21 protein-coding genes, 1 pseudogene and 1 riboswitch are annotated in these 24,051 nt (G+C 68.1%); of the genes and pseudogenes, 10 read left to right on the plus strand and 12 right to left on the minus strand.

The window, feature by feature from the left end; all coding sequences use genetic code 11:
- Window positions 1-114 precede the first annotated feature (114 nt).
- Window positions 115-1,545: a purine-cytosine permease family protein gene (locus O1Q03_RS31465; protein ID WP_269508278.1), complete on the minus strand. Its 1,431-nt coding sequence runs from the start codon at window positions 1,543-1,545 to the stop codon at window positions 115-117.
- Between the two features lie 330 nt (window positions 1,546-1,875).
- Window positions 1,876-2,826 (minus strand): agmatinase, encoded by a 951-nt coding sequence (gene speB / locus O1Q03_RS31470; protein ID WP_269508279.1) that lies wholly within the window; start codon window positions 2,824-2,826, stop codon window positions 1,876-1,878.
- Window positions 2,827-2,954: 128 nt separating this feature from the next.
- Between speB and O1Q03_RS31475 the strand changes: the two genes are divergently transcribed.
- A complete protein-coding gene (locus tag O1Q03_RS31475) occupies window positions 2,955-3,872 on the plus strand; it encodes a LysR family transcriptional regulator (RefSeq protein ID WP_269508280.1) in 918 nt (305 codons plus the stop codon).
- 42 nt (window positions 3,873-3,914) lie between these two features.
- Here the strand turns inward: O1Q03_RS31475 and O1Q03_RS31480 are convergent, their stop codons facing one another.
- The 6 genes from O1Q03_RS31480 to O1Q03_RS31505 all read right to left on the minus strand — a co-directional run bounded on the left by O1Q03_RS31480 (window position 3,915) and on the right by O1Q03_RS31505 (window position 11,207).
- Window positions 3,915-4,544: an NAD(P)H-binding protein gene (locus O1Q03_RS31480; protein ID WP_269508281.1), complete on the minus strand. Its 630-nt coding sequence runs from the start codon at window positions 4,542-4,544 to the stop codon at window positions 3,915-3,917.
- A 611-nt stretch (window positions 4,545-5,155) separates the two neighbouring features.
- Window positions 5,156-6,547, minus strand: coding sequence for a dihydrolipoyl dehydrogenase (gene lpdA / locus O1Q03_RS31485; RefSeq protein WP_269508283.1), 1,392 nt, complete (start codon window positions 6,545-6,547; stop codon window positions 5,156-5,158).
- A gap of 5 nt (window positions 6,548-6,552) precedes the next feature.
- On the minus strand, window positions 6,553-7,908 hold the full coding sequence (locus O1Q03_RS31490; RefSeq protein ID WP_269508285.1) for a dihydrolipoamide acetyltransferase family protein: 1,356 nt from the start codon (window positions 7,906-7,908) through the stop codon (window positions 6,553-6,555).
- Window position 7,909: 1 nt separating this feature from the next.
- On the minus strand, window positions 7,910-8,950 hold the full coding sequence (locus tag O1Q03_RS31495; protein WP_269508288.1) for an alpha-ketoacid dehydrogenase subunit beta: 1,041 nt from the start codon (window positions 8,948-8,950) through the stop codon (window positions 7,910-7,912).
- A gap of 2 nt (window positions 8,951-8,952) precedes the next feature.
- Complete coding sequence (locus O1Q03_RS31500; RefSeq protein WP_269508291.1) at window positions 8,953-10,185, minus strand: 3-methyl-2-oxobutanoate dehydrogenase (2-methylpropanoyl-transferring) subunit alpha; 1,233 nt, start codon at window positions 10,183-10,185, stop codon at window positions 8,953-8,955.
- Window positions 10,186-10,580: 395 nt separating this feature from the next.
- A complete protein-coding gene (locus O1Q03_RS31505) occupies window positions 10,581-11,207 on the minus strand; it encodes a flavin reductase family protein (protein ID WP_269508294.1) in 627 nt (208 codons plus the stop codon).
- 905 nt (window positions 11,208-12,112) lie between these two features.
- Here O1Q03_RS31505 and O1Q03_RS31510 point away from each other — a divergent pair.
- The 7 genes from O1Q03_RS31510 (at window position 12,113) to O1Q03_RS31545 (ending at window position 19,340) form a co-directional block, all read left to right on the plus strand.
- Complete coding sequence (locus O1Q03_RS31510; RefSeq protein WP_269508297.1) at window positions 12,113-13,138, plus strand: LacI family DNA-binding transcriptional regulator; 1,026 nt, start codon at window positions 12,113-12,115, stop codon at window positions 13,136-13,138.
- A 59-nt stretch (window positions 13,139-13,197) separates the two neighbouring features.
- On the plus strand, window positions 13,198-14,226 hold the full coding sequence (locus O1Q03_RS31515) for an ABC transporter substrate-binding protein (protein WP_269508300.1): 1,029 nt from the start codon (window positions 13,198-13,200) through the stop codon (window positions 14,224-14,226).
- Between the two features lie 17 nt (window positions 14,227-14,243).
- Window positions 14,244-15,068, plus strand: a complete 825-nt coding sequence (locus O1Q03_RS31520) for an ABC transporter permease (protein ID WP_269508303.1) — start codon at window positions 14,244-14,246, stop codon at window positions 15,066-15,068.
- 10 nt (window positions 15,069-15,078) lie between these two features.
- Window positions 15,079-15,975, plus strand: a complete 897-nt coding sequence (locus O1Q03_RS31525) for an ABC transporter permease (protein ID WP_269508306.1) — start codon at window positions 15,079-15,081, stop codon at window positions 15,973-15,975.
- A gap of 33 nt (window positions 15,976-16,008) precedes the next feature.
- Window positions 16,009-17,040 carry an ABC transporter ATP-binding protein gene (locus O1Q03_RS40320; RefSeq protein ID WP_442865892.1) on the plus strand — a complete coding sequence of 344 codons (1,032 nt, stop codon included), beginning with the start codon at window positions 16,009-16,011 and terminating at the stop codon, window positions 17,038-17,040.
- A 38-nt stretch (window positions 17,041-17,078) separates the two neighbouring features.
- Window positions 17,079-17,903, plus strand: coding sequence for a phosphodiesterase (locus O1Q03_RS31540; RefSeq protein WP_269508309.1), 825 nt, complete (start codon window positions 17,079-17,081; stop codon window positions 17,901-17,903).
- 237 nt (window positions 17,904-18,140) lie between these two features.
- Window positions 18,141-19,340 (plus strand): MFS transporter, encoded by a 1,200-nt coding sequence (locus O1Q03_RS31545; RefSeq protein ID WP_269508312.1) that lies wholly within the window; start codon window positions 18,141-18,143, stop codon window positions 19,338-19,340.
- Window positions 19,341-19,362: 22 nt separating this feature from the next.
- Here O1Q03_RS31545 and O1Q03_RS31550 read toward each other — a convergent pair whose 3' ends face one another.
- A complete protein-coding gene (locus O1Q03_RS31550) occupies window positions 19,363-20,649 on the minus strand; it encodes an EamA family transporter (RefSeq protein WP_269508315.1) in 1,287 nt (428 codons plus the stop codon).
- A gap of 492 nt (window positions 20,650-21,141) precedes the next feature.
- On the opposite strand from O1Q03_RS31550, the pseudogene O1Q03_RS40020 reads away from it, so the two are divergent.
- Window positions 21,142-21,494 (plus strand): annotated as a pseudogene (locus tag O1Q03_RS40020) (type II toxin-antitoxin system RelE/ParE family toxin).
- Entirely contained in the window at window positions 21,491-21,772 is a 282-nt protein-coding gene (locus tag O1Q03_RS31560) for a helix-turn-helix domain-containing protein (protein ID WP_269508318.1), read from the plus strand. Before O1Q03_RS40020 ends, O1Q03_RS31560 begins: the two are co-directional and overlap by 4 nt.
- A 45-nt stretch (window positions 21,773-21,817) precedes the next feature.
- On the opposite strand, the gene O1Q03_RS31565 is transcribed toward O1Q03_RS31560, so the two are convergent.
- From O1Q03_RS31565 to O1Q03_RS31575, 3 genes are all read right to left on the minus strand, one after another.
- On the minus strand, window positions 21,818-22,606 hold the full coding sequence (locus tag O1Q03_RS31565) for a molybdopterin-dependent oxidoreductase (protein ID WP_269508321.1): 789 nt from the start codon (window positions 22,604-22,606) through the stop codon (window positions 21,818-21,820).
- A 28-nt stretch (window positions 22,607-22,634) separates the two neighbouring features.
- Window positions 22,635-23,267 carry a cytochrome b/b6 domain-containing protein gene (locus O1Q03_RS31570; protein WP_269508324.1) on the minus strand — a complete coding sequence of 211 codons (633 nt, stop codon included), beginning with the start codon at window positions 23,265-23,267 and terminating at the stop codon, window positions 22,635-22,637.
- A gap of 105 nt (window positions 23,268-23,372) precedes the next feature.
- Window positions 23,373-23,651, minus strand: coding sequence for a pentapeptide MXKDX repeat protein (locus O1Q03_RS31575; RefSeq protein ID WP_269508327.1), 279 nt, complete (start codon window positions 23,649-23,651; stop codon window positions 23,373-23,375).
- A 268-nt stretch (window positions 23,652-23,919) separates the two neighbouring features.
- Window positions 23,920-24,036, plus strand: a riboswitch (TPP riboswitch).
- The last annotated feature ends 15 nt before the right edge of the window (window positions 24,037-24,051 follow it).

The raw sequence follows: 24,051 nt of genomic DNA on the forward strand, positions 1-24,051 counted from the left end.
CCGGCATCGTGGGTAACGAAACGGCTGTGCAGCGCGGCGCGCTGAGCGTGCCGGGCCTGGCACGGCGAGCCGCTCAGGCCGGCGGCATGCCGGCCCGTCGGAGGACGCGATGCGTCAGTGCTGAACTTCGCCGCGTTCGAGCGGCAGGATCAGGCGCTCGGGGATGCTGCGGCGCGATGCGCGCGCACCGATGTAATACAGCACGGCCGGCACGACGAGGCCGAGAATCCACGAGATGTCGGTGCCGCCGAGTGCATCGACGAGCGCGCCGGTATAGATGTGCGTCGACATGAACGGCAACTGCACCAGGATGCCGACCACGTAGATCGTGATCGCCATCACGTTCCAGCGGCCGTAGCGGCCGTCCGGATCGGACAGCGCCGGCACGTCGTAGCGCGAACGCGTGAAGCAGTAGTAGTCGACGAGGTTGATCGCGCTCCACGGCGTGAAGAACGCGAGCAGGAACAGGATGAACGCGGTGAATTCCTTCAGGAACGAATGGCGGCCGGCGAGCGCGATCAGCGTCGACACGCAGATCATCCCGACGATGTACACCAGACGGCTGCGCGACGACACCGAACCCTTGCCGCGAAAGCCGCTGACGATCGTCGCCATCGACATGAAGCTGCCGTACGCGTTGAGCGCGGTGACCGTCACCTTGCCGAACGCGATGCTGAAATACAGCAGCGCAGCGACGGCGCCCGTCGAGCCGAGGCCGACGATATACGACACTTCGTGATGCGCGAACTGGCTGCCGGCGAGCGCGGCCGCGAACACGCCGAACACCATCGCAGCCTGCGCGCCGATCACCGAGCCGAGGCCGACCGCGAAAAACGTGGCGACCGGCGACGTCGCGCGCGGCAGGTAGCGCGAATAGTCGGCGACGTACGGGCCGAACGCGATCTGCCACGACGCGGACAGCGACATCGACAGCAGGAAGCTCGCGAGCGAGAAGTGCTTGTTCGCGAGCAGCGCGCCGACGTCGTGGTTCGCGAACAGCTGCGCGAACATGTAGACGAACGCGACGATGCCGATCACGCTCGCGATCCGGCCGACGAAGTGGATCGCGCGATAGCCGAACACGGTCAGCACGATGATCACCGCGGCGAACAGCAGGATGCCGGCCGCGTCGTCGACGTGCAGCAGCCGCGCGACGGCCTGCCCGGCCAGCACCGAGCCGCTGGCGGAAAAACCGACGTACATCAGGCACACGAGCACGATCGGGATCATCGCGCCGTACACACCGAACTGCACGCGGCTCGAGATCATCTGCGGCAGCCCGAGCTGCGGACCTTGCGCGCCGTGCAGCGCCATCACGGCGCCGCCGACGAACTGGCCGAGCAGCAGCGCGACCAGCGACCAGAACACGTCGCCGCCGAGCACGACCGCGAGCGCGCCCGTGACGATGGCCGTGATCTGCATGTTCGCCGACAGCCACAGCGTGAACTGGCTCAGCAGGCCGCCGTGGCGTTCGGTGTCGGGGATGAAATCGATCGAGCGGACCTCGATCAGGCCGCCGGCTTTTCCACTGGGATTCGTTGACACGGGTAAATCTCCAAGATACTGAGGATCGCAAATGGTTTGGACGAGACAGGAATGTGCCGAGCCGCCCTTTCGGCTCTTCGTGTGCGGTGCGCCGTGGATCGCCGGCATGCGCCACGCACGCATGGTCTGCACGCTGGCGCGCAACCGGCACGACGTGTGCCGACATTGCCAGCGGATGATCTTGTATATACAACTTGCGTGATATCGGTGATTACCCGGTATCGGCGCATTTTCGAAATCGTCCGAATCGTTGCGACTTGTCTGGCGTTCGCAGCCGTAGGTTGAGCGTTTGAGAAATGAAAGGTCCGGCACCGGGAAGTGGTGCCGGCGTCACCGCGCGCCGCGACGGCGCGACGCGTGCAGACAGATGAGTTCCAGCGCGATCGTCGCCCCGGCCAGCGACGTGATTTCCGCGTGATCGTACGGCGGCGACACTTCGACCACGTCCATTCCCACCAGATCGATGCCGTCCAGATGACGCAGGATCTCGAGCGCCTGATGGCTCGACAGCCCGCCCGCGACCGGCGTGCCGGTGCCCGGCGCGAACGCAGGATCGAGACAGTCGATGTCGAACGTCAGGTAGACGGGATGATCGCCGACCCGTTCGCGGATGCGTGCGGCGACCGCCGCCGGTGTCGACGCGTGCACGCTGCGCGCATCGTGGATGTCGAATCCCATCGGTTCGTCGTTGGTCGTGCGAATGCCGATCTGCGCCGAGCGTTCGGGCGCGACCCACCCTTCGCGCGCCGCGTGATAGAACATCGTGCCGTGATCGATGCGCTTGACGTCGCGATCGGGCCACGTGTCGGTGTGCGCGTCGAAGTGCACGAGCGACAGCGGGCCGTGCACCTTCGCATGCGCCTTCAGCAGCGGGTACGTGATGAAGTGATCGCCGCCGAGCGTCAGCATCGCGCAGCCGCGCGACAGGATCGCATCCGCGTGCCGCTCGATCGCGCCCGGCACCGACTCGGGCTGCCCCAGATCGAACGCGCAGTCGCCATAGTCGACCGCGGCCAGCACGTCGAACGGATCGAAGCCCCACGGCCACGGACGCTCCCACGCGATACCGGACGATGCGATGCGCAGCCCGCGCGGGCCGAAGCGCGTGCCGGGCCGGTGCGACGCGGCCGAATCGAACGGCACGCCGGTGATCGCGAGATCGACACCGTCGAGATCGCGGCTGAAGCGCCGCCGCATGAAGCTCGTCGCGCCGGCGAAGCTGGGTTCGGCCTGCGTGCCGTAGAGGCTGTCGCGCGTGAATGCGAGATCGTTCTGGCTCATCGTCGGATTCCTGTCGGGTGGAGATAGCGGTCGCACGAGCGGCGACCCGATGCCGATTCTGCCGCGCTCGGTTTCGACGAAAAATATGAACTAACATAAGCCAACTTCACGAAACGCGATGTATCGCCATGCTGACCCGCTTGAGAGACATGGATGTGCAGTTGCTGCGGCTCTTCGTCACGATCGTCGAGAGCGGCGGCTTCAGCGCGGCGCAAGGCACGCTCGGGATGGCGCCGTCGACCATCAGCACGCAGATGGCCAAGCTCGAGACACGCATCGGCTTCCGGCTGTGCGAGCGCGGCAAGCGCGGCTTCCGGCTCACGCCGAAGGGCGAACGCGTGCTGCAATCGACGCGGCGCCTGCTGCACGCGATGAATGTCTTCACGCGCGATACGCAGCACGTGTCGGGCACGCTGCTCGGCGAGCTGCGCATCGGGCTGTCCGAACGGCTCGCGCCGGACATCGTCGAATCGATCGCGACGACCGTCGGCCGCTTTCGCGACCATGCGCCGGACGTGCTGATCGAGCTGCTCGCGGGGGCGCCCGACGAACTGGAGCGCAAGCTGCTGAAGGGCGAGCTGCAACTGGCGGTCGGCTACTTCTCCGGCCACCAGGCCGGCCTGCACTACGCGCCGCTGTTCGTCGAACCGCAATCGCTCTATTGCAGCGCCCGGCATCCGCTCGCCGCGAAAAAAACCGTGTCGATGAACGACGTCGCGCAGGCGAGCAACGTCGCGCGGCTCTACAAGACGAATACGGCGGCTTCGACGCTGCGCAACGCGCAGCCGACCGCGTTCTCCGAAAACGTCGATGCCGACGTGATCTTCATCCTGTCGGGCGCGCACGTCGGCTTCCTGCCCGACCATGTCGCGGCGCCGTGGGTCGCGGCCGGCAAGATGCGCAAGCTGCTCGCGAGCAGGTTGAGCCACACGGTCGCATTCCAGCTCGCGACGCCGAGGAACAGCGACGGGGGTGAAGCGCTGGACGCGTTCGCCGATGCGCTCGCGGAACAGTTCGGGCTACTCGACGGTTTCGCGCGCGGATAACCCGCGCGACAACGTCGGCCGTGCGCTGGCGGCTCTCGGGATTCAGACGAGCTGGTCGGACGCGACGACGTGCATACCCGGCCGCGCATCCAGCGCGGCGTCGAGCAATGCGCGAGCGATCCGCGGTGCGGGATTCAAGCGCCATTTCATCGGCAGCACGGGGCCGGCGATGCTCAACGCAAGGACCAACAACCGTTCGCCGAACCTGAATTCGTCGCGGTTGCCGCCGATCAGGCCGGGGCGCACGCAGGTGAGCGATGCGAATCCGACGCCCGCAAGCGCACGCTCGACTTCGCCCTTCACGCGGTTGTAGAAGATGCGCGACGCCGGATCCGCGCCGAGCGCGGAATTCAGCACGTAGGTGGGCGTGCCGTGCCGATGCGCGAGACGCGCGACCGCGAGCGGGTAGTCGTGATCGACACGCCGGAACGCCGCCTGCGAACCCGCGGTACGCGTCGTCGTACCGAGCGTGCAGATCACCGCGTCGGCGTGCCAGCAGTCGGCCGCCTCGGGCAGATCGTCGAAATCAACCTCCACTGCCTGCGTCTTTGGATGCGGAGACAACGGCCGGCGTGCGATGACGACGACCTGATGCACCCGCGCATCGGCAAGCGTTGCATCGAGGACGTGGCGCCCGACGAGTCCGGTCGCGCCGACGAGCAACAGTTTCATGTGACGTTTTTCCGTATGAGACTCGAGCAGGTCGCCGCGAGCAACGACCGCGCGCGCCCGACAACCCGATGCCGCGTCGCGATCACCGCGCCCGCTTGCGGCCGATGCATCAGGCTGGATATCGACACGATGAACGGTTCGCTCGGGACGGTCAACACCGGCCTGCGGCATCCGCGATGCGCCGGTTCCCGGCTGCCGCGAAGGCGAACAGCCGGGGCTCGCGCAGAGAGTCGATGCGCTCTATGCGTTCTATCGGGATGTGACGGCACAGCGTGCTGCCAATGCGCGGGCGCTTTCGTGACAGGAAAACCTGCGGCGCATCGGCCGGCGCGTTCGCGTCGTCCTTCGCCGGGCTATCGGACTTTCGTCGATGAGGCGAGGTTGGGTTGGCCCATCAAGTCCATCATCCGAAGGATGTCGAGCGCCGTGTACGCGCGTCAATCTTCCTGTTGCCGGGCCAGCGAATCATCCTTCCTGGCATCGCCATCGATCATTCGCAATCCAAACATTCCACCCTTGAGGCGTCCCCGCCACACCCTTATTCCGGCACAAATAAAGGGCCCCGCCGCAGCGGGGCTCCGTACTGCCGTGCGTGCCGGCGCGCGATCACGTCACACGTGCAACGCATGCCCCAACGCGCGCAGCGCGGCTTCCTGCATCGCTTCGCCGAGCGTCGGATGCGCGTGGATCGTGCCGCCGACGTCTTCGAGCCGCGCGCCCATCTCGATGGACTGCGAGAACGCCGCAGCCAGCTCCGACACGCCGCGCCCGACTGCCTGCCAGCCGACGATCAGGTGATTGTCGCGCCGCGCGACGACGCGCACGAAGCCGTCGGTCGCCTGCAGCGTCATCGCGCGCCCGTTCGCCGCGAACGGAAACGATGCGCTGATGCAATCGACGCCAGCCGATTTCGCATCGTCGGGCGACATGCCCGACGCGACGACCTCCGGATCGGTGAAGCACACGGCCGGAATCGACGCAGGCATGAACTTGCGGCGGCGGCCCGCGATCAGCTCGGCCACCATCTCGCCCTGCGCCATCGCACGATGCGCGAGCATCGGCTCGCCGGCGACGTCGCCGATCGCCCACACGTTGCGCATCGACGTCCTGCATTCGTCGTCGATGCGCAGCGCGCGGCCGTTGCGATCGAGCGGCAGCGATTCGAGCCCGAAGCCGTCGACGCGCGGGCGGCGCCCGACCGCGACCAGCACGCGATCGGCCGGCAGCGTCTTCTCCCCGCCGTCGGGTGCCTGCACGCGCACCGCGCCGTCATTCGCGAGACCCAGCACCTTGTGACCCAGCCATAGTCCGACGCCGAGCCGCGCGAGCGAATCGGCGACCGGCTTCGCGAGTTCCGCGTCATACGCTGGCAGCACGCGCTCCTCGGCTTCGACGATGCTCACGTCGACGCCAAGCTTGCGATAGACCGTCCCGAGTTCGAGCCCGATGTAGCCCGCACCGACGACGACCAACCGCTTCGGCAGCGACGCCGGCGACAGCGCTTCGGTGGACGACACGACCTGCCCGCCGAACGGCATCGACGGCAGCGCGACGGGTTCCGAGCCCGTCGCGAGCAGCAGGTGCTCGCATGCGACCCGCGTCGTATCGCCGCCGGCGGCGACGTCGACCGTCTTGCCGTCGATCACGCGCGCGTCGCCATGCAGCACGCGCACGCCGTGCTTCTTCAGCAGCGCGCCGACGCCGCGCGTGAGGCGCTCGACGATGCCGTCCTTCCACGCGATGCTTTTCGCGATGTCGATCTCCGGCGTGCGCACGCGAATCCCGAGCATCCCTTCGCCGGCCTGTCCGCATGCCTGCTCGAACGCGTCGGCGACGTGGATCAGCGCCTTCGACGGAATGCAGCCGATGTTCAGGCAGGTGCCGCCGAGCCGTTCACGCTCGACGAGCACCGTCGGAATGCCGAGCTGCCCCGCGCGAATCGCCGCGACGTAACCGCCCGGGCCGCCGCCGATCACGAGCAGCGTGGTGTGTTCATTCTTCATCGCGCTCACTCCACGAACAGCAGTGCCGGACGCTCGAGCGCGCCGCGCACCGCCTGGATGAATTCGGCCGCGTCCGCGCCGTCGACGACGCGATGATCGAACGACGACGACAGGTTCATCATCTTGCGCGCGACGATCGCGCCATCGCGGATCATCGGCCGCTCGACCATCCGGTTCACGCCGACGATGCCGACTTCGGGATGGTTGATGACCGGCGTCGACACGATGCCGCCGAGTGCGCCGAGGCTCGAGATCGTGATCGTCGAGCCGGTCAGCTCGTCGCGTTGCGCGCGGTTGGTGCGCACTGCATCGGCGAGCCGCGCGATTTCCGCCGAGATCGACCACACGTCGCGCGCTTCCGCATGACGCAGCACCGGCACCGTGAGGCCGCCGTCCGTCTGCGTCGCGACGCCCATGTGCACCGCGCCGTACTGCGTGACGATGCCCGCTTCGTCGTCGTAGCGCGCGTTGATCTGCGGGAAGTCGCGCAACGCGATCACCATCGCGCGGATCAGCAGCGGCAGCGGCGTGAGGCGGCCGCGCGTGTCGCCATAGCGGCGATTCAGTTCCGTGCGCAACGATTCGAGTTCGGTGACGTCGATCTCCTCGACGTAGCTGAAGTGCGGAATGCGGCGCTTCGCTTCCTGCATCTTGCGCGCGATCGCGCGGCGCAGGCCGATCACCGGCACTTCGATTTCGTCGTTGCGCTCGTCGTAGCCGTGCGCCTGCGTCGCACGCGCCGTACCGCCACCCGTGCGCGCATACGCATCGAGATCCGCATGCAGGATCCGCCCGGCTTCGCCGGTGCCGCGCACGTAGCGCAACTCGATGCCCATGTCCCATGCGCGCTGGCGTACGGCCGGCGACGCGAGCGGCCGCTCGCCGGGCGCGAGCGCGGCACGCGGCGACGCAGCAGATTCAGCGCGACGCGGCTCGGCCGGCGCACGACGCGCGGCGTGATGCGTCGCGTGCGACGACGCCGGTGCGTCGGAGGCTGCGGAGCCTGTCGATACTTCGGATCCCTTGGCATGGACATCGGCCGCTTCAGCCGCGGCCGGATGCGGCGTCGCGCCCGTGCCGGCATCGCGCCCCTTCGCGCCCGGCTTCAGGTTGCCGTCGCCTTCGACTTCCAGCCGAATCAGCTCGCTGCCGACCGCCATCATCTGGCCGATCCGGCCGCCCAGCTCGATCACCTTGCCCGTCACCGGCGACGGAATCTCGACCGCCGCCTTGTCGGTCATCACGTCGGCGAGCGGCTGGTCTTCCTTGATCGTCTGCCCGACTTCCACATGCCAGGCCACCAGCTCGACCTCGGCAATCCCTTCGCCGATATCCGGCATCTTGATGACATGAATCCCCATCTCAGGCCTCCATCACGCGTCGCAACGCTTCGCCAACCCGGGCCGGGCCGGGGAAATACGCCCATTCCTGCGCGTGCGGATACGGCGTGTCCCACCCGGTGGTGCGCTCGACCGGCGCCTCCAGATGGTAGAAACAGTGCTCCTGCACGAGCGACACCAGTTCCGCGCCATAGCCGCACGTGCGCGTCGCCTCGTGCACCACCACGCAGCGGCCGGTCTTGCGCACCGACGCGACGATCGTGTCGAGGTCGACCGGCCACAGCGTGCGCAGGTCGATCACTTCCGCGTCGACGCCGGTCTCCTCGGCCGCGGCGAGCGACACGTGCACGGTCGTGCCGTACGTCAGCACCGTCACGTCGTTGCCGGGGCGCACCACGGCGGCCGTATCGAGCGGCACCGTGTAATAGCCTTCCGGCACCGCGCTGCCCGGGTGCTTGAGCCACGACGTGACCGGACGCTCGTGATGACCGTCGAACGGCCCGTTGTACAGCCGTTTCGGCTCGAGGAAGATTACCGGATCGTCGTTCTCGATCGATGCGATCAGGAGCCCCTTCGCGTCGTACGGATTCGACGGCATCACCGTGCGCAATCCGCAGACCTGCGTGAACATCGCTTCCGGGCTCTGGCTGTGCGTCTGGCCGCCGTAGATGCCGCCGCCGCATGGCATCCTGATCGTCATCGGCGCGGTGAACTGGCCGGCCGACCGATAGCGCAGCCGCGCGGCTTCCGACACGATCTGGTCGGACGCCGGGTAGAAGTAGTCCGCGAACTGGATCTCGCAGACCGCGCGCAGGCCGTACGCGCCCATCCCGACCGCCGCGCCGACGATCCCGCCTTCCGAGATCGGCGCGTCGAACACGCGCGACTTGCCGTACTTCGCCTGCAGGCCTTCGGTGCAGCGGAACACGCCGCCGAAATAGCCGACGTCCTGCCCGAACACCACCACGTCGTCGTCGCGCCCGAGCATCACGTCCATCGCGGAGCGCAGCGCCTGGATCATCGTCATCGGCTGTGCGGCCGCCGTCGTTTCATGTTGCGCCATGATCACGCTCCCAGTTCCTGGCGCTGGCGGCGCAGGTGCGCGGGCAGCTCCTTGTACACGTCGTCGAACATCGACGCCGGCGACGGAATCCGGTCGTCGGCCAGCGTCCCGAATTTCTCCGCTTCCTTCTGCGCGGCGATCACCTCCGCTTCGAGCTCGGCCGTGAGCGCGTCGTGCGCGCTGTCGGACCAGATGCCCTTCGCGATCAGATGCTGCTTGAAACGCGCGATCGGATCGCCGAGCGGGAAATGGGCCCAGTCGTCGCTCGGCCGGTATTTCGACGGATCGTCGGACGTCGAGTGCGCGCCCGCGCGGTAGGTGACCCATTCGATCAGGGTCGGCCCGAGATTGCGGCGCGCGCGTTCGGCGGCCCACGTCGATGCCGCGTAGATCGCGAGGAAGTCGTTGCCGTCGACGCGCAGCGAAGCGATCCCGCAGCCGACGCCGCGCCCGGCGAAGGTCGTGCCCTCGCCGCCGGCGATCGCCTGGAACGTCGAGATCGCCCACTGGTTGTTGACGACGTTCAGCACGACCGGCGCGCGATAGACGTGCGCGAACGTCAGCGCGGTGTGGAAGTCGGCTTCGGCCGTCGCGCCGTCGCCGATCCATGCCGACGCGATCTTCGTGTCGCCCTTGATCGCCGACGCCATCGCCCAGCCGACCGCCTGGATGAACTGCGTCGCGAGGTTGCCGGAAATCGAGAAGAAGCCGGCTTCGCGGTCCGAGTACATCACCGGAAGCTGACGCCCCTTCAGCGGGTCGCCTTCGTTCGACATCAGCTGGCAGATCATCCGTTCGAGCGGCACGTCGCGCGCGATCAGGATGCTTTGCTGGCGGTAGGTCGGGAAGCACATGTCGCCGTGACGCAGCGCCATCGCATGCGCGGCGCCGATCGCCTCTTCGCCGAGGCTCAACATGTAGAACGAGATTTTCTTCTGACGCTGCGCGATCATCATGCGCGCGTCGAAGATGCGGGTTTTCAGCATCGCGCGCATCCCGGCGATCAGGCGCGCATCGTCGAGATCGGGCGCCCACGGGCCGACGGCCTGGCCGTGATCGTCGAGCACGCGCACGAGGCTCCGTGCGAGATGGGCGGTGTCCGCCGCGGCAACGTCGATCGGCGGGCGGCGAACCGCGCCGGCCGGCGATAGATGCAGATAGGAAAAATCCGTCTTGCAGCCCGGACGCCCGGTGGGCTCCGGCACATGCAGACGCAATGGCTCTGACAGGCTCATCGTGTCGTCTCCACGCTCGATTGTGTCTCACGCTGATAAAAACGCGCGGCCGGTTGCCGACTCACGCGTGGGCTGGCGCGCGGATAAGCACGCCAACCTTCGAAATCTATGCGTTCGCGCGCCGGACGTCGATGACCAAGCCGCTCGTTTGCCGTGAGCAGATTTGCCATGACGAATGGAGGTGGACGACCGGCAGCGCGAATGCGGCGAACGACGCTCGCGTGTGCTGCGATGCGTCAACGACCGTGCAGCGCGGGAGCGGCGCGCGCGATCGATCACGTCGGGGGGAACGAAGCAAAAGACCCCGCGAAATCGTGGATTTCGGCGGGGTCCTGGTGCTGGTGCGTCCGGGCGCTGCGGCATTCGCGTGCCCGGTCGCTGCGGCGCGCGACGAATTACGCGTCGGGGCGCGCGATGTCGAACCGGCTGTCGGGCTGCACGTGCACATAGGCGGACGGGCCGCCCGCGCGCAGGATGATGCCCGCGCCGAACGTGTCGAAGATGCCGTCCTTCAGCAGGTCCTGGCGGATATGCACGCCGACGACCTCGCCGAGCACCAGCGTGGCCGGCGTGTCGACACCGTGATGATCGCGCAGCCGGATCACCTCGGTCACCTTGCACTCGAAGTTGACGCCGCTTTCCGCCACGCGCGGCACGTCGACCAGGCGCGACGCAATCGCGGTCAGGCCGCCGAGATCGAATTCGTTCACGCCGTACGGCACCGCGGCGCAGGTCTGGTTCATCTTTTCGGCGAGGTCGCGCGTCGCGAGGTTCCACACGAATTCGCCGGTCTCCTGCACGTTGCGCAGGCTGTCCTTCGCGGCCGTGCTCGAAAAGCCGATGATCGGCGGACGATAGTTGAACGCGTTGAAGAAGCTGTACGGCGCGAGGTTCAGCGTGCCGTCGCTGCCGCGCGACGAGATCCAGCCGATCGGGCGCGGGCCCACGATCGAGTTCAAAGGATCGTGCGGCAGGCCGTGGCCTTGCGACGGTTCGTAATAGTGGTAGCGCGGGTCGGTCATGGCGGGAGGTCTGGGAGGAAGCAAACTGCGTTGAAGGCGATCGACGGAACGCAGGTGCCGTTCGCGGCAACAGCGATCCGGTGCGACGTGCGTGCCAGTATCACATGGCGTCGTCTTCGCCGCAGTGAAGTGCGCCCGAGCGCCGTGGCGATGCGCGGACGCATGCGGCGCGCGCAATAAAAAACCCGCGAGCGCTTCATTTCTCGCGGGCTTTGCTGACCTTCGTCGAATCGCAGCGGGGCGATCGATGGTGCCGGGGACCGGACTTGAACCGGCAAGCCAATTAAGGCGGCGGATTTTCGTCACACTGCATCTTTCGAAGCCGGCGTCGTTGGAACGACGCCGTTCGTGCGCTGGACTATGCCTTCGCCGTCGCGCGCGGGCGTGATCGCCGCCCGTGCGCCTTAGGCGCCCCCCGTCTAGTCTCTACACCTTCCTCGCCGCAGTTGTACCGCGAGGCTTGGCTCGGCGTTGCCTCGATGCGCGCATCAGGGGTTTCACCGAATTTGAAGGGTTCTGCACCGGCCGTTTCCGACCGGGCACTCAATCTTTTAAGTCCGCTATGTTTACCAATTTCATCACCCCGGCAAAAGGGCGGACGCGATTCTACCATTGCTTGCCCGTGCGTTCGCTGATTCCCGCGCAATGCATCGCGATGCAGCACGTTTGCGAGCCCGTCCGCAGCCCAATTCATCTGGCGCAACCGACGACGTCGCGACGCCCGTCGCCGGTTTTCCTCCCGCGCCGCAACATCCGCCGCTACAATCGAAGCCCCCTGCCCGACCGGCGCCAACCGTCTGATGTTTGTATCGTGCTTGTTACGAAACAGACATCGTGCGCGTCATCGCGAAGTCACAAACGTTTTCGATAATTCCCCGGTCGAAAACGTTTACATCGCGTGATTCATGACCCCGACCATCAAGGACGTCGCCGCGCTCGCCGGCTTCTCGATCGCCACCGTTTCGCGCGCGATCAACGCGCCGCATACCGTCAGTCCCGCCACGCTCGCGGCGATCCGCTCGGCGATCGACGCGCTGCAGTTCCGCCCGAGCCCGCTCGGCCGGCAGTTGCGCGGCGAACGCACGCGGCTCGTCGGCGTCGTCGTGCCGACGCTGTCGAACCCGGTGTTCGCCGACTGCCTGCACGGCATCGACGAACTCGCGACCGCGGCCGGTTTCAAGCTGATCCTGATGACGACCGAATACGACGCGGCGCGCGAGCGCCACGCGATCGAGACGCTGCGCGAGCAGCGCGTCGAAGGGCTGATCCTGACCGTCGCCGATGCCGATACGCATCCGCTGCTCGACATGCTCGACCGCGACGGCCCGCACTACGTGCTGATGCACAACGACACGCAGCGCCGCCCGTCGGTGTCGGTCGACAACCGCAGCGCCGCCTACGACGGCGTGCGGATGCTCACCGCGCGCGGCCATCGCCGCGTGCTGATGCTGGCCGGCTCGCTCGCCGCATCGGATCGCGCGCGCCAGCGTCATCTCGGCTACGCGCAGGCGCTCGACGAATGCGGCGTCGCAACGCTGCCGCCCGTCGAAGTCGACTTCAACGCGCCCGAACTGCCCGATGCGGTGCTCGCGCATCTCACCGCGCAAGCCACGCGCCCGACCGCCCTCTTCTGCAGCAACGACCTGCTCGCGATGGTCGTGATGCGCGGCCTGCGCCGCGCGGGCTTCTCGGTTCCCGACGACCTGTCGGTGCTCGGCTTCGACGGCATCGCGATCGGCGAGCTGCTCGCGCCGGCGCTCGCGAGCGTCGCGACGCCGAACCAGGACATCGGCCGCCATGCATGGCGGCGCCTCGTCGAATGCATCGGCGGCGCGACGATCGAACGCACGTCGCTGATCCTGCCGCACACGGTGCGCGACGGCGCGACGGTCGCGCCGCCGGCCACCGATCTGCAGCTACGCCACGCCTGAACGCCCGCGCCGCGCCACCCGTGCGCGGCCGGACACCCACACCCGCCCGGAGACCCACCGTGTCCTTTCGCCTGACCTCGCTGCTGCGCGTGCTCGCAGCACCCGTCGCGTGCGCCGCGCTCGTCGCGCTCGCCCCCGTCGCCCACGCCGACGAAACCGCGATCTGCTACAACTGCCCGCCCGAATGGGCCGACTGGGCCGCGCAAATCGCGGCGATCAAGCAGAAGACCGGCATCCGCGTGCCGTTCGACAACAAGAACTCCGGCCAGGCGATCGCGCAGTTGATCGCCGAGCAGAAGAGCCCGGTCGCCGACGTCGTCTATCTGGGCGTGTCGTCGGCGTTCCAGGCGAAGGACAAGGGCGTGATCGCGCCGTACAAGCCCGCGCACTGGAACGACATCCCCGCGAACCTGAAGGACCCGCAAGGCTACTGGTTCGCGATCCATTCGGGCACGCTCGGCTTCTTCGTGAACAAGGACGCACTCGACGGCAAGCCGGTGCCGCGTTCGTGGGCCGATCTGCTGAAGCCGGAATACAAGGGCATGGTCGGCTATCTCGATCCGTCGAGCGCGTTCGTCGGCTACGCGGGCGCGGTCGCCGTCAACCAGGCGCTCGGCGGCAGCCTCGACAACTTCAAGCCGGGCCTCGACTGGTTTCGCAAGCTGAAGGCGAACGCGCCGATCGTGCCGAAGCAAACTGCCTACGCGCGCGTGCTGTCCGGCGAGATTCCGATCCTGCTCGACTACGACTTCGATGCGTATCGCGCGAAGTACAAGGACAACGCGAACGTCGAATTCGTGATTCCGAAGGAAGGCACGATCGCGGTGCCGTACGTGATGGGCCTCGTGAAGGGCGCGCCGCACGATGCGAACGGCAAGAAGGTGCTCGACTTCGTGCTGTCCGACGAAGGCCAGAAGCTGTGGGCCAACGCGTACCTGCGCCCGGTGCGCGCGCAGACGCTCGGCGCCGACATCGCCGCGAAGTTCCTGCCGGCGAGCGAATACGCGCGGGCGAAGCCGGTCGACTTCGGCAAGATGGCAGCCGGCCAGCAAGCGTTCGGCCTGCAGTACCTGCAGGTGATGCAATAAGCGGCCGGATTCACGCGATGCTCGATCTGACTTTCCCGCTGCGCTGGCGTGTCGCGCTCGTCGCGCCGGCGCTCGCGGTGTTCGCCGCGTTCTGGCTGCTGCCGATGGTGTCGCTCGTGCAGGTCTCGGCCGACGGCGCGTTCTTCGCGCACTACGCGGCGCTGCTCGGCAATGCGCGCTACATGAAGAGTCTCGCGGAGACGGTGGCGCTGTCCGCGGGCGTCACGCTCGCGACGCTCGCGCTGTCGACGATTTCCGGCCTGCTGCTCGCGCGCCGCGAATTCGCGGGCAAGCGCGTGTTGCTCGCGCTGCTCACCTTTCCGCTCGCGTTCCCGGGCGTCGTGGTCGGCTTCATGGTGATCATGCTCGCCGGTCGGCAGGGGCTGATCGGGATGCTGTCCGCGAAGCTCACCGGCGACAAGTGGGTGTTCGCGTATTCGGTCACCGGGTTGTTCGTCGGCTACCTGTACTTCTCGATTCCGCGCGTGATCGTCACCGTGATCGCGGCCGCGTCGAAGCTCGACGCATCGCTCGAGGAAGCCGCACGCTCGCTCGGCGCGTCGCCGTGGCGCATCTTCGTCGACATCGTGCTGCCGGCGCTCGCACCGGGCCTGATCGCGGCCGGCGCGATCTGCTTCGCGACCGCGATGGGCGCATTCGGTACCGCGTTTACGCTCGCCACCGACCTGAACGTGCTGCCGATGACGATCTACACCGAGTTCACGCTGAACGCGAACATCGCAACGGCCGCCGGCCTGTCGATCGTGCTCGGCGCCGTCACCTGGGCCGTGCTCGCGCTCGCGCGCCGGTTCACCGGCCACACCGCCGCCGCCGCGGCCTGAGGATGCCTTCATGCAATCGCTTTCCGGTTCCTCCGCGCCGTCGCCGGCGCCCGCTCCGTCGCATGCGAACGGCGCCGCCCGACGTGCGCCGCGCGTCACGGGAGCGCGCACGATCGCCGCGCTGCAATGGGGCGTCACGCTGCTGCTGTGCGCGTTCCTGATCGTGCCCGTCGTGATGTCGGTGCTCGCGGGCGTCACCGTCAACTATTTCCGCGGGCTGTCGAGCGGCCTCACGCTGCGCTGGCTCGAGCAGGTGTGGCAGCAGTATCAGGGGTCGGTCGGCCTGTCGCTCGGCGTCGCGTTCGCGACGCTCGCGATCGTGCTCGCGATCGGCGTGCCGGCCGGCTATGCGCTCGCGCGCAGCCAGAGCCGCACGGCCCGCGTGATCGAGGAAGCGCTGGTGCTGCCGGTCGCGCTGCCGGGCCTGGCATCGGCGCTCGCGCTGCTGGTCGTGTACGGCGGCTTCACCGCGTTCCGGATGAGCCTATGGTTCATCGTCGTCGGCCATGTGGTGTTCACGCTGCCGTTCATGGTGCGCGCGGTCGCGGCGGTCGCGGCCGGCGCCGACCTGCGCACGCTCGAGGAAGGCGCGGCGAGCCTCGGCGCGTCGTTCGTCACGCGCTTCGTCACGATCGTGCTGCCGAACCTGCGCCCCGGCATCGTCGCGGGTGCGCTCGCGGTGCTCACGCTGTCGATCGGCGAATTCAACCTCACGTGGATGCTGCACACACCCGACACGAAGACGCTGCCCGTCGGGCTCGCCGACACCTATGCGTCGCTGCGTCTCGAAGTCGGCAGCGCATACACGATCGTGTTCCTGCTGATGACGCTGCCGCTGCTCGTCGCGATGCAATGGCTCGGCGTCGATCCGTCCGGCACGCGCGCCGTGAAGCGCCGCGCGCGCTGAGCCGTGCTGAACCGTGCTGATTCTCCCGTTCCCATGAAACTCGATTCCACTCCCATTACCCTGACCCGCTGCGCGAAGACGTTCCGCGGCACGCGCGTGCTCGAACCGCTCGACCTGTCGATCGGCGCGGGCGAAACGCTGGTGCTGCTCGGTCCGTCGGGCTGCGGCAAGACGACGACGCTGCGGCTGATCGCGGGCCTCGACACGCCGGACGCCGGCGGCACGATCGCATTCGGCGCCGACGACGTGACCGCGCTGCCGATCGAGCGCCGCCAGGTCGGCATGGTGTTCCAGAACTACGCGCTGTTCCCGAACCTGACGGTGCGCGGCAATGTCGGCTACGGACTGAAGATTCGCAAGACCGAGCCGCGCGCGCTGCGCGAGCGCATCGACGAACTGCTCGCGATGATGCGGCTCGACGCGCATGCCGACAAACCGGTCGATCAGCTGTCGGGCGGCCAGCGGCAGCGCGTCGCGCTCGCGCGTGCGCTTGCCGTGCGCCCGCGCGTGCTGCTGCTCGACGAGCCGCTGACCGCGCTCGACGCGAAGCTGCGCGACGTGCTGCGTCGCGAGATGAACACGCTGCTGCGCGAGCTCGGCGTGACGACCGTGTACGTGACGCACGACCAGGCCGAAGCGATGGAGCTCGGCGACCGGATCGTCGTGATGGGTGCCGGCCGCATCGAGCAGATCGGCACGCCACGCGACATCTACTACCGGCCGGCGAACCGCACGGTCGCGCAGTTCATCGGCACGCTGAACCGGCTTGCGGGACAATGGCGCGATGGCGCGCTCGTGACGACGGGCGGCTCGATCGTCACGCCGCACGCCGCCGACGAATGGTTCTTCCGCCCGGAGGACGCGCAGCTCTCCGATCCCGCGCATGCGCCGCTGCGCGGCGCGATCGGCGCGTGCGCGTTCCTCGGCGAGCGCACGCGGCTCACGATCGAGCACGCGGCGCCCGACGCGCTCGTGATCGACGTGCCGGGCCGCATCGAGCTGGCTCGCGGCACGGCCGTCGGCCTCACGATCGCGGCGCAAGGCCTGATCGCGCTCGCCGCGTGATGCCGCCCCACGATAACCAGCTATTCCGAGGAACGACGATGCTGCTTGCCCAAATCAGCGATCTCCACATCAAGCGTCCGGGGCAGCTCGCGTACCGGCGCGTCGACACGGCGGCCGCGCTCGCGCGCTGCATCGCGAAGCTGAACGCGCTCGTGCCGCGCCCGGACGCCGTGCTCGTCACCGGCGACCTGACCGACTTCGGCCACGACGACGAATACCGCCATCTGCGCGAGTTGCTCGCGCCGCTCGAGATTCCGTACTACCTGATGATCGGCAATCACGACGACCGTGCCGGGCTGCGCCGCGCGTTCGCCGATCGCCCCGAATTGCAGGACGGCGAATTCGTGCAGTACGCATTCGATATCGGCGCGGTGCGCGTGCTCGCGCTCGACTCGCAGGTGCCTGGCGCGAGCCACGGCGACCTGTGCGACGCACGGCTCGCGTGGCTCGCCGCGCAGCTCGACGCCGCGCGCGAGCAGCCGGTGATCGTCGCGCTGCACCACCCGCCGTTTGCATCGGGAATCGGCCACATGGACGCGCTGCGCCTCGCACCCGCCGCCGCCGCGAAGCTCGATGCGCTGCTGCGCGCGCATCCGAACGTCGAGCGCGTGCTGTGCGGCCACGTGCACCGGACGATGTTCACGCGCTTCGGCGGCACGCTCGCGTCGGCCGTGCCGGCGCCCGCGCATCAGGTCGCGTTCGACCTGCGCGCGGACGCGCCGTCCGCGTTCCGGCTCGAGCCGCCGGCGTTCGCGGTGCACCGCCATACGCCGGAAACGGGCGTGATCTCCCACCATGTGTACGTGGACGAAGGCGACGGACCGTATCCGTTCTACGAACCGAGCGGCGAACTGGTCGACTGACCACGCGCATTGCGCGCGGCGACGGACGGTCGCGGCCGCGGCCACGGCCGCTCGGCCTGCTCGCTGGCCGATGACCGTCCATCGGCAGCGGAGCCGCCGGACTCGGGCCGCCTCGGGCCGGCCGGCAGATTTCGCGGTGCTCCGGTATGATCGGGACCCTCGATCGGCACCCGGTCGCCGGTGCAACCGACGCTGCGCCGCGGCGGGTGTGCCACCTCACTCCGGTCCGTTGCAATCATGTCTTCCGCTTCCACCGAACGTCCGACCGACGCCGCCTCGCCCCACTATTCGCGCAGCCTGCTGTTGCTGCTCGCGACGATCGCGGGCGTATCGGTCGCGAACATCTATTACAACCAGCCGCTCCTCGACAGCTTCCGCTCGGCGTTTCCGGACGGCGCGTCGTGGATCGGCGCGGTGCCGACGGCCACGCAGCTCGGCTATGCGGCCGGCATGTTCCTGCTTGCGCCGCTCGGCGACCGTTTCGACCGCCGCATGCTGATCCTGATGCAGATCGCCGGACTGTCGATCGCGCTGATCGTGGCGGCGACCGCGCCGTCGCTGGCGGTGCTGGCCGCCGCCAGCCTCGCGATCGGCGTGCTCGCGACGATCGCGCAGCAGGCCGTGCCGTTCGCGGCCGAGATCGCGCCGCCGGCCGAGCGCGGGCATGCGGTCGGCACCGTGATGAGCGGCCTGCTGCTGGGCATCCTGCTCGCGCGGACGGCGGCCGGCTTCGTCGCCGAGTATTTCGGCTGGCGCGCGGTGTTCGGCGCATCGGTCGCGGCGCTCGTCGCGCTGGCCGCGGTGATCGTGCTGCGGCTGCCGCGCAGCTCGCCGACGTCGACGCTGCCGTACGGCAAGCTGCTCGGCTCGATGTGGCATCTGGCCGTCGAATTGCGCGGGCTGCGCGAAGCGTCGCTCACGGGCGCCGCGCTGTTCGCCGCGTTCAGCGCGTTCTGGCCGGTGCTCACGCTGTTGCTCGCCGGCGCGCCATTCCATCTCGGCCCGCAGGCGGCGGGCCTGTTCGGGATCGTCGGCGCCGCCGGCGCGCTGGCCGCGCCGTACGCGGGCCGCTTCGCGGACAAGCGCGGCCCGCGCGCGATCATCTCGCTCGCGATCGCGCTGCTGGCAGTGTCGTTCGTGATCTTCGCGCTGTCGGGCACGAGCCTCGTCGGGCTCGTGGTCGGCGTGATCGTGCTGGATGTCGGCGTGCAGGCCGCGCAGATTTCGAACCAGGCGCGCATCTATGCGCTGAAGCCCGAAGCGCGCAGCCGCGTGAACACCGTGTACATGGTGTGCTACTTCATCGGCGGCGCGCTCGGCTCGTCGGCCGGCGTGGCCGCGTGGCACGCGTTCGGCTGGATCGGCATGTGCGCGGCCGGGCTGCTGTTTACCGCGCTCGGCGGCTGGTTCCACCATCGCGGCGCACGCCGCGGCTGAGCGGCCGGCCGCCAGCCCGGAGTCACGCGCTGGTGCGCGACTCGGCCGGCTCGGTGGCGGGCGGCGGCGTGAACGCCTGCGCCGGATCCATGACGACGGCCGGATCCACGACCGCCGCCGGTGCCGGCACGGCGAGCGTCACGGCCGACGGCGTCAGGATCGGTGCTTCATCCGGCACCGCGGCCTGATTGGGTGCGGCTTCGGCAGCGAACGCGGCTGCCGGTGCCGACGCCATGTGGACGGCTGGTGCGGGCGCCGCGGCCAATGCGGGCCCCGCGGCTGATGCGGTCGATGCGGTCGGTGCGGGCGCCGCGGTCGATACGGCCGATGCGGTCGTGGCTGTCGATGCGGCTGCAGCAGCGGCCGCGCGCGCAGCGGGCCGGCGCGCCGGATCGAATACGAACGACAACCCGACGCTGCAGAGGATCGCGACTGTCGCGATCACGGTCGCCTTCGTCACCGGTTCGCCGAGCATCAGCGCGCCGAGCGCGACCGCGACGATCGGGTTCACGTACATGCAGCTGCTCGCGATGATCGGGCTCGTATGGCGAATCACGTAGCCGTACGCGACGTACGCCGCCATCGTGCAGAACACCATCAGGTACAGAAACGCGAACACGGGCGCCACCGCGACCTGCTCGATGCGCTCGCCGACCAGCCATGCGGCGATCGTCGACATCAGCCCGCCCAGGCCGATCTGCAGCGACGTCGACAGGAACAGGTCGGACGGCAGCTTGAGCCGCGTCGCCAGATGCGCGCCGCCCGCCCAGAACAGCGCGCCGGCCAGCACGCAGATCGTGCCGAGCGCCGAGTTCGCGGCGGCCGCGCCGCCCGAATTCAGCACGAGGATGCCGACCATCCCGAGCGCGACGGCCGCCCATTCGCCCTTCGTCACCGGGCGCCCGGCGACCGCCGCGATCACCGTCGCGAACAGCGGCACCGTGGCGACCATCACCGCGGCCGAGCCGCTGCTGACCGTGCGCATGCCGAGCGCGATCGTGCCGGACGACAGCGCGACGAGCATCGTGCCGACGATCGCCGCGTTGCGGATCTCCAGCAGCGTCGGCCATTCGGGCTTGCGCCGCAGCGCGAAGATGAACAGGCCGATCCCGCCGAGCAGGTTGCGCAGCCCCGACAGCATCAGCGGCGGGAACGACTCCAGCGCGAAATGCAGGCCGCTGTACGTCGAACCCCAGACGAAATAGATGAAGACGAGCGCGAGTGCCACGCGGCCGCCGCGGCTTTGCGGCAGGCGGATGCGGATCGGCACGCGGGCGAGGAAATCGAGGAGGCGGTCGAGCGGTGTCATCGTTCAGCCTGCCCGCACGACGTGTCGCGCGCTCCGCTGAAAGACGCCGGAGATGCCGGCAAACGGCCCTGACGGGACCGGGAAGGCGGAGACGAACGTGCGGAACGACATGGCAGTGCGAACGGCGACGAATAAAAACCGGCGAGCGGTGGCAGAGGGACAAAAAAACGTGCGCAAAACCGCTTGGCTGCGCACGTTCGGCATTATGGCATCAAGGATTCGAAAGGGTCGTCGTACTTGTCTGAAAGGATAACGACTGATGTTTCGGCGCGACATGTCGGGGCCGCCGGAACTGCCCGATCCGGCGCCGGATGCGCGCCGCGCGGGCTTGGCGAATGCGCGCATGCCCGTTTCCCGCGCAGCGCGATCGAACCCTGGCCTGACGGCCAGTCATGCGCTTCGGGTGTCGCCGCGCGCTTATCGTGACGGTCGGTATGCCCGCGCGGCGCCGACATTCCGTTCATTCGATACGCACACCACCCATACAAAATTTTGTATAATTCGACCATTCTTCCGCCGAAGCCGGTTGTCTTCGTCGGCAGTGCGCTCGACGCGCTGCGCGGCTTTCCGCTGCCCGAGCGCCGCGAAGCGGCCATCAGATCGACCAGGCGCAGCGCGGCCTGGCGCCCGACGACTGGAAGCCGATGCGCACCGTCGGCCCCGGCGTGCGGGAAATCCGGCTGCGCGATGCGAGCGGCGCATTCCGGATCATCTACGTCGCCACCTTCGCCGACGCGATCTACGTGCTGCACTGCTTTCGCAAGCAATCGGCACGCACCTGCAAGGCCGATATCGAACTGGCCGCCCGGCGCTACCGCGCGCTGACGATCGAGAGGAAACGATGAGCAACGAACGCTATTCGAATGTCTGGGATGCAATCGAGGGCCAGCCGGCCGAGGCCGAGAACATGAAGCTGCGCTCCGAGCTGATGATCGCGCTCAAGCAGCGCATCGCGCAGCTCGAACTCAGCCAGGCCCAGGCCGCGAAACAGCTCGGCGTCACGCAGCCGCGCGTCTCCGACCTGCTGCGCGGCAAGATCAACCTGTTCGGGCTCGACGCGCTCGTGAACATGGCCGCGGCGGTCGGCTTGCGCGTCGATCTGCAGGTGCGCGACTCCGCGTGACGCAGCGCGCACCGGCGGCGTGCGCTTGCGCGTGCGCCCCGCCGCTCACGACCCGCCGAACCAGTTGTAGCCCTGATCGACCCAGTAACCGCCCGGGTAGGTATTGGTCACGAAGATTTCCATGATGTGCTTCGGATTCTTGTAGCCGAGCTTGGTCGGCATCCGCAGTTTCATCGGAAAACCGAATTCCGCCGGCAGGCGCCGACCGTCGTAGTCGAATGCGAGCAGCGTCTGCGGATGCAGCGCGGTCGGCATGTCGATGCTTTCGTAGTAATCGTCAGCGCATTTGAAGCCGACGAATTTCGCGTGCGTATCGGCGCCGGCGCGTGCCAGGAAAGCACCGAACGGCGTGCCGCCCCAGCGACCGATCGCGCTCCAGCCTTCCACGCAGATGTGCCGCGTGATCTGCTCCGCGTGCGGCAGTGCGTACAACTCGTCGAGCGTCCACACGCGCTTGCCCGTCACGCGGCCCGACAGCACGAGCCGATACGTCGATGCGTCGACGTGCGGCACGTCGTCGATGCCGTAGTACGCGTTGAACGGGAACGGCCGCGTGATGTCGGCTTCGGTATAGGTCGGCGCGAGCCGCTCGCCGCTGAAGAGCCACGCCTGCACGCGATCGTTCCACCGCGATACCCGCTCGAGGAACGCGTTGACCGACGCGTCGTCCTGCAGCGTGCAGCCGGTCAGCATCGTCAGCCCGCCGAGCGTCAGGATCCGGCGGTTGAAAAGCCGCCGCGACGGCATCTGCAGCTCGCGGCGCACGTCGAGCTCGAGCGACTTGCGGTCGAGCGTCCAGCGCGCGTCGGCGCGCTCGTATTCGGATTCCGACATGATGATTTCCTTCACCCGGAGTTGCGGGTCAGCGCCCGCGCAGCATCGCGAGCAGCGAGCGCGGCACCAGCAGCGCCATCGCGACGTGCACGACGAAGAACGCGACGAGCAGCGACATCGCCCAGAAATGCACGACGCGCGCGTTGTCGTAACCGCCGAACAGTTCGCGCAGCAGCGGAAACTGCACCGACTTCCAGATCGTCAGCCCGGACAGCACCAGCACGATCAGGTCGACGATCGCGACCAGGTACGCGGCGCGCTGCACCGCGTTGTAGACGCTCAGATCGTCGTGCGCGAGCCGGCCGCGCAGCGCGGCGCGCACGTCGCGCCACACGGACGCCGGCGTGACGGGCAGCATCTTGCGGGCGAGGCGTCCGGTCGCGATCGACATCGTCAGGTAGAACAGCCCGTTGCCGACGAGCAGCCACATCGCCGCGAAATGCCATTGCAGCGCGCCGCCCAGCCAGCCGCCGAGCGTGATGCCGTGCGGAAACACGAACGGCGGATAGATCGGCGACGCATCGTAGATGCGCCAGCCGGACAGCGCCATCAGGATGGCCGCGAGCGCGTTGAGCCAGTGGCTCATGCGCACCCACAGCGGATGAATCTTGCGGGCTGGCGGTGTGGCGGTTGCGCGCCCGGTGGCGGGAACGGTTTGCATGATGAGGACTCCCGGAACACGTCGACGTGACGCGTCGAGACAAAACGAGACGCGTGCGGCCGTCGTCGAGCACACGCGCCGGCCGCACGCCCGTAGCCGGCGCTGTCAGTTCGACGGCGCCATCTTGTCGCCTGACGACTTGCCCATCTCGTCGTGCGACATCGCGTCCTTCTTCATCGCATGTTTCTTCATGGCGCCCTTCTTCATCGCGCCATCCTTCGCCATCGCGTCATGGCCCATCGCATCCTTCGCCATCGCGTCGTGGCCCATCGCGTCCTTCGACATCGACGAGCCGTTTTGCGACATCGCGTCGTTCTGCGCATACGCGCCCGTTGCAAGCGTGGCGAAAGCAGCGACACAGGCGGCGATCAGTACGTTTTTCATGACATCTCTCCAAAACATGGGTTTAAGGAGCCGAATAGACGGACGACGTCGCGGGAAATGACAGCCGCTGCGAAATTTTTTTGAGGTCGCGCGAAGGCGCGCCATGTTGCACCGCTTCGCGGCGGCCGGCCGAGCCGTGGGGCCGTGGAGCGGCGCCGCACGCTGTCATTTCGACGGGCCATCGCATCGCCCGCCATGCTGCGGCCGCACCGGCACGGTCCGATCGCCTCCCGGTTGAAACCGCCGCCAAGCCAGTGTATCGTGTGCGCTGCTAACGCGGGGGTCCTGCAATGCGTTCGGTCGAACAACCGGCATTGCGGGTGAGAAATACCCTTTGAACCTGATCTGGATAATGCCAGCGCAGGGAAGCGTACGGATTTCACCGCCATCCTTCTGACGA

This window comes from Burkholderia sp. IMCC1007 (genome assembly GCF_027257875.1).
Taxonomy (GTDB): domain Bacteria; phylum Pseudomonadota; class Gammaproteobacteria; order Burkholderiales; family Burkholderiaceae; genus Burkholderia.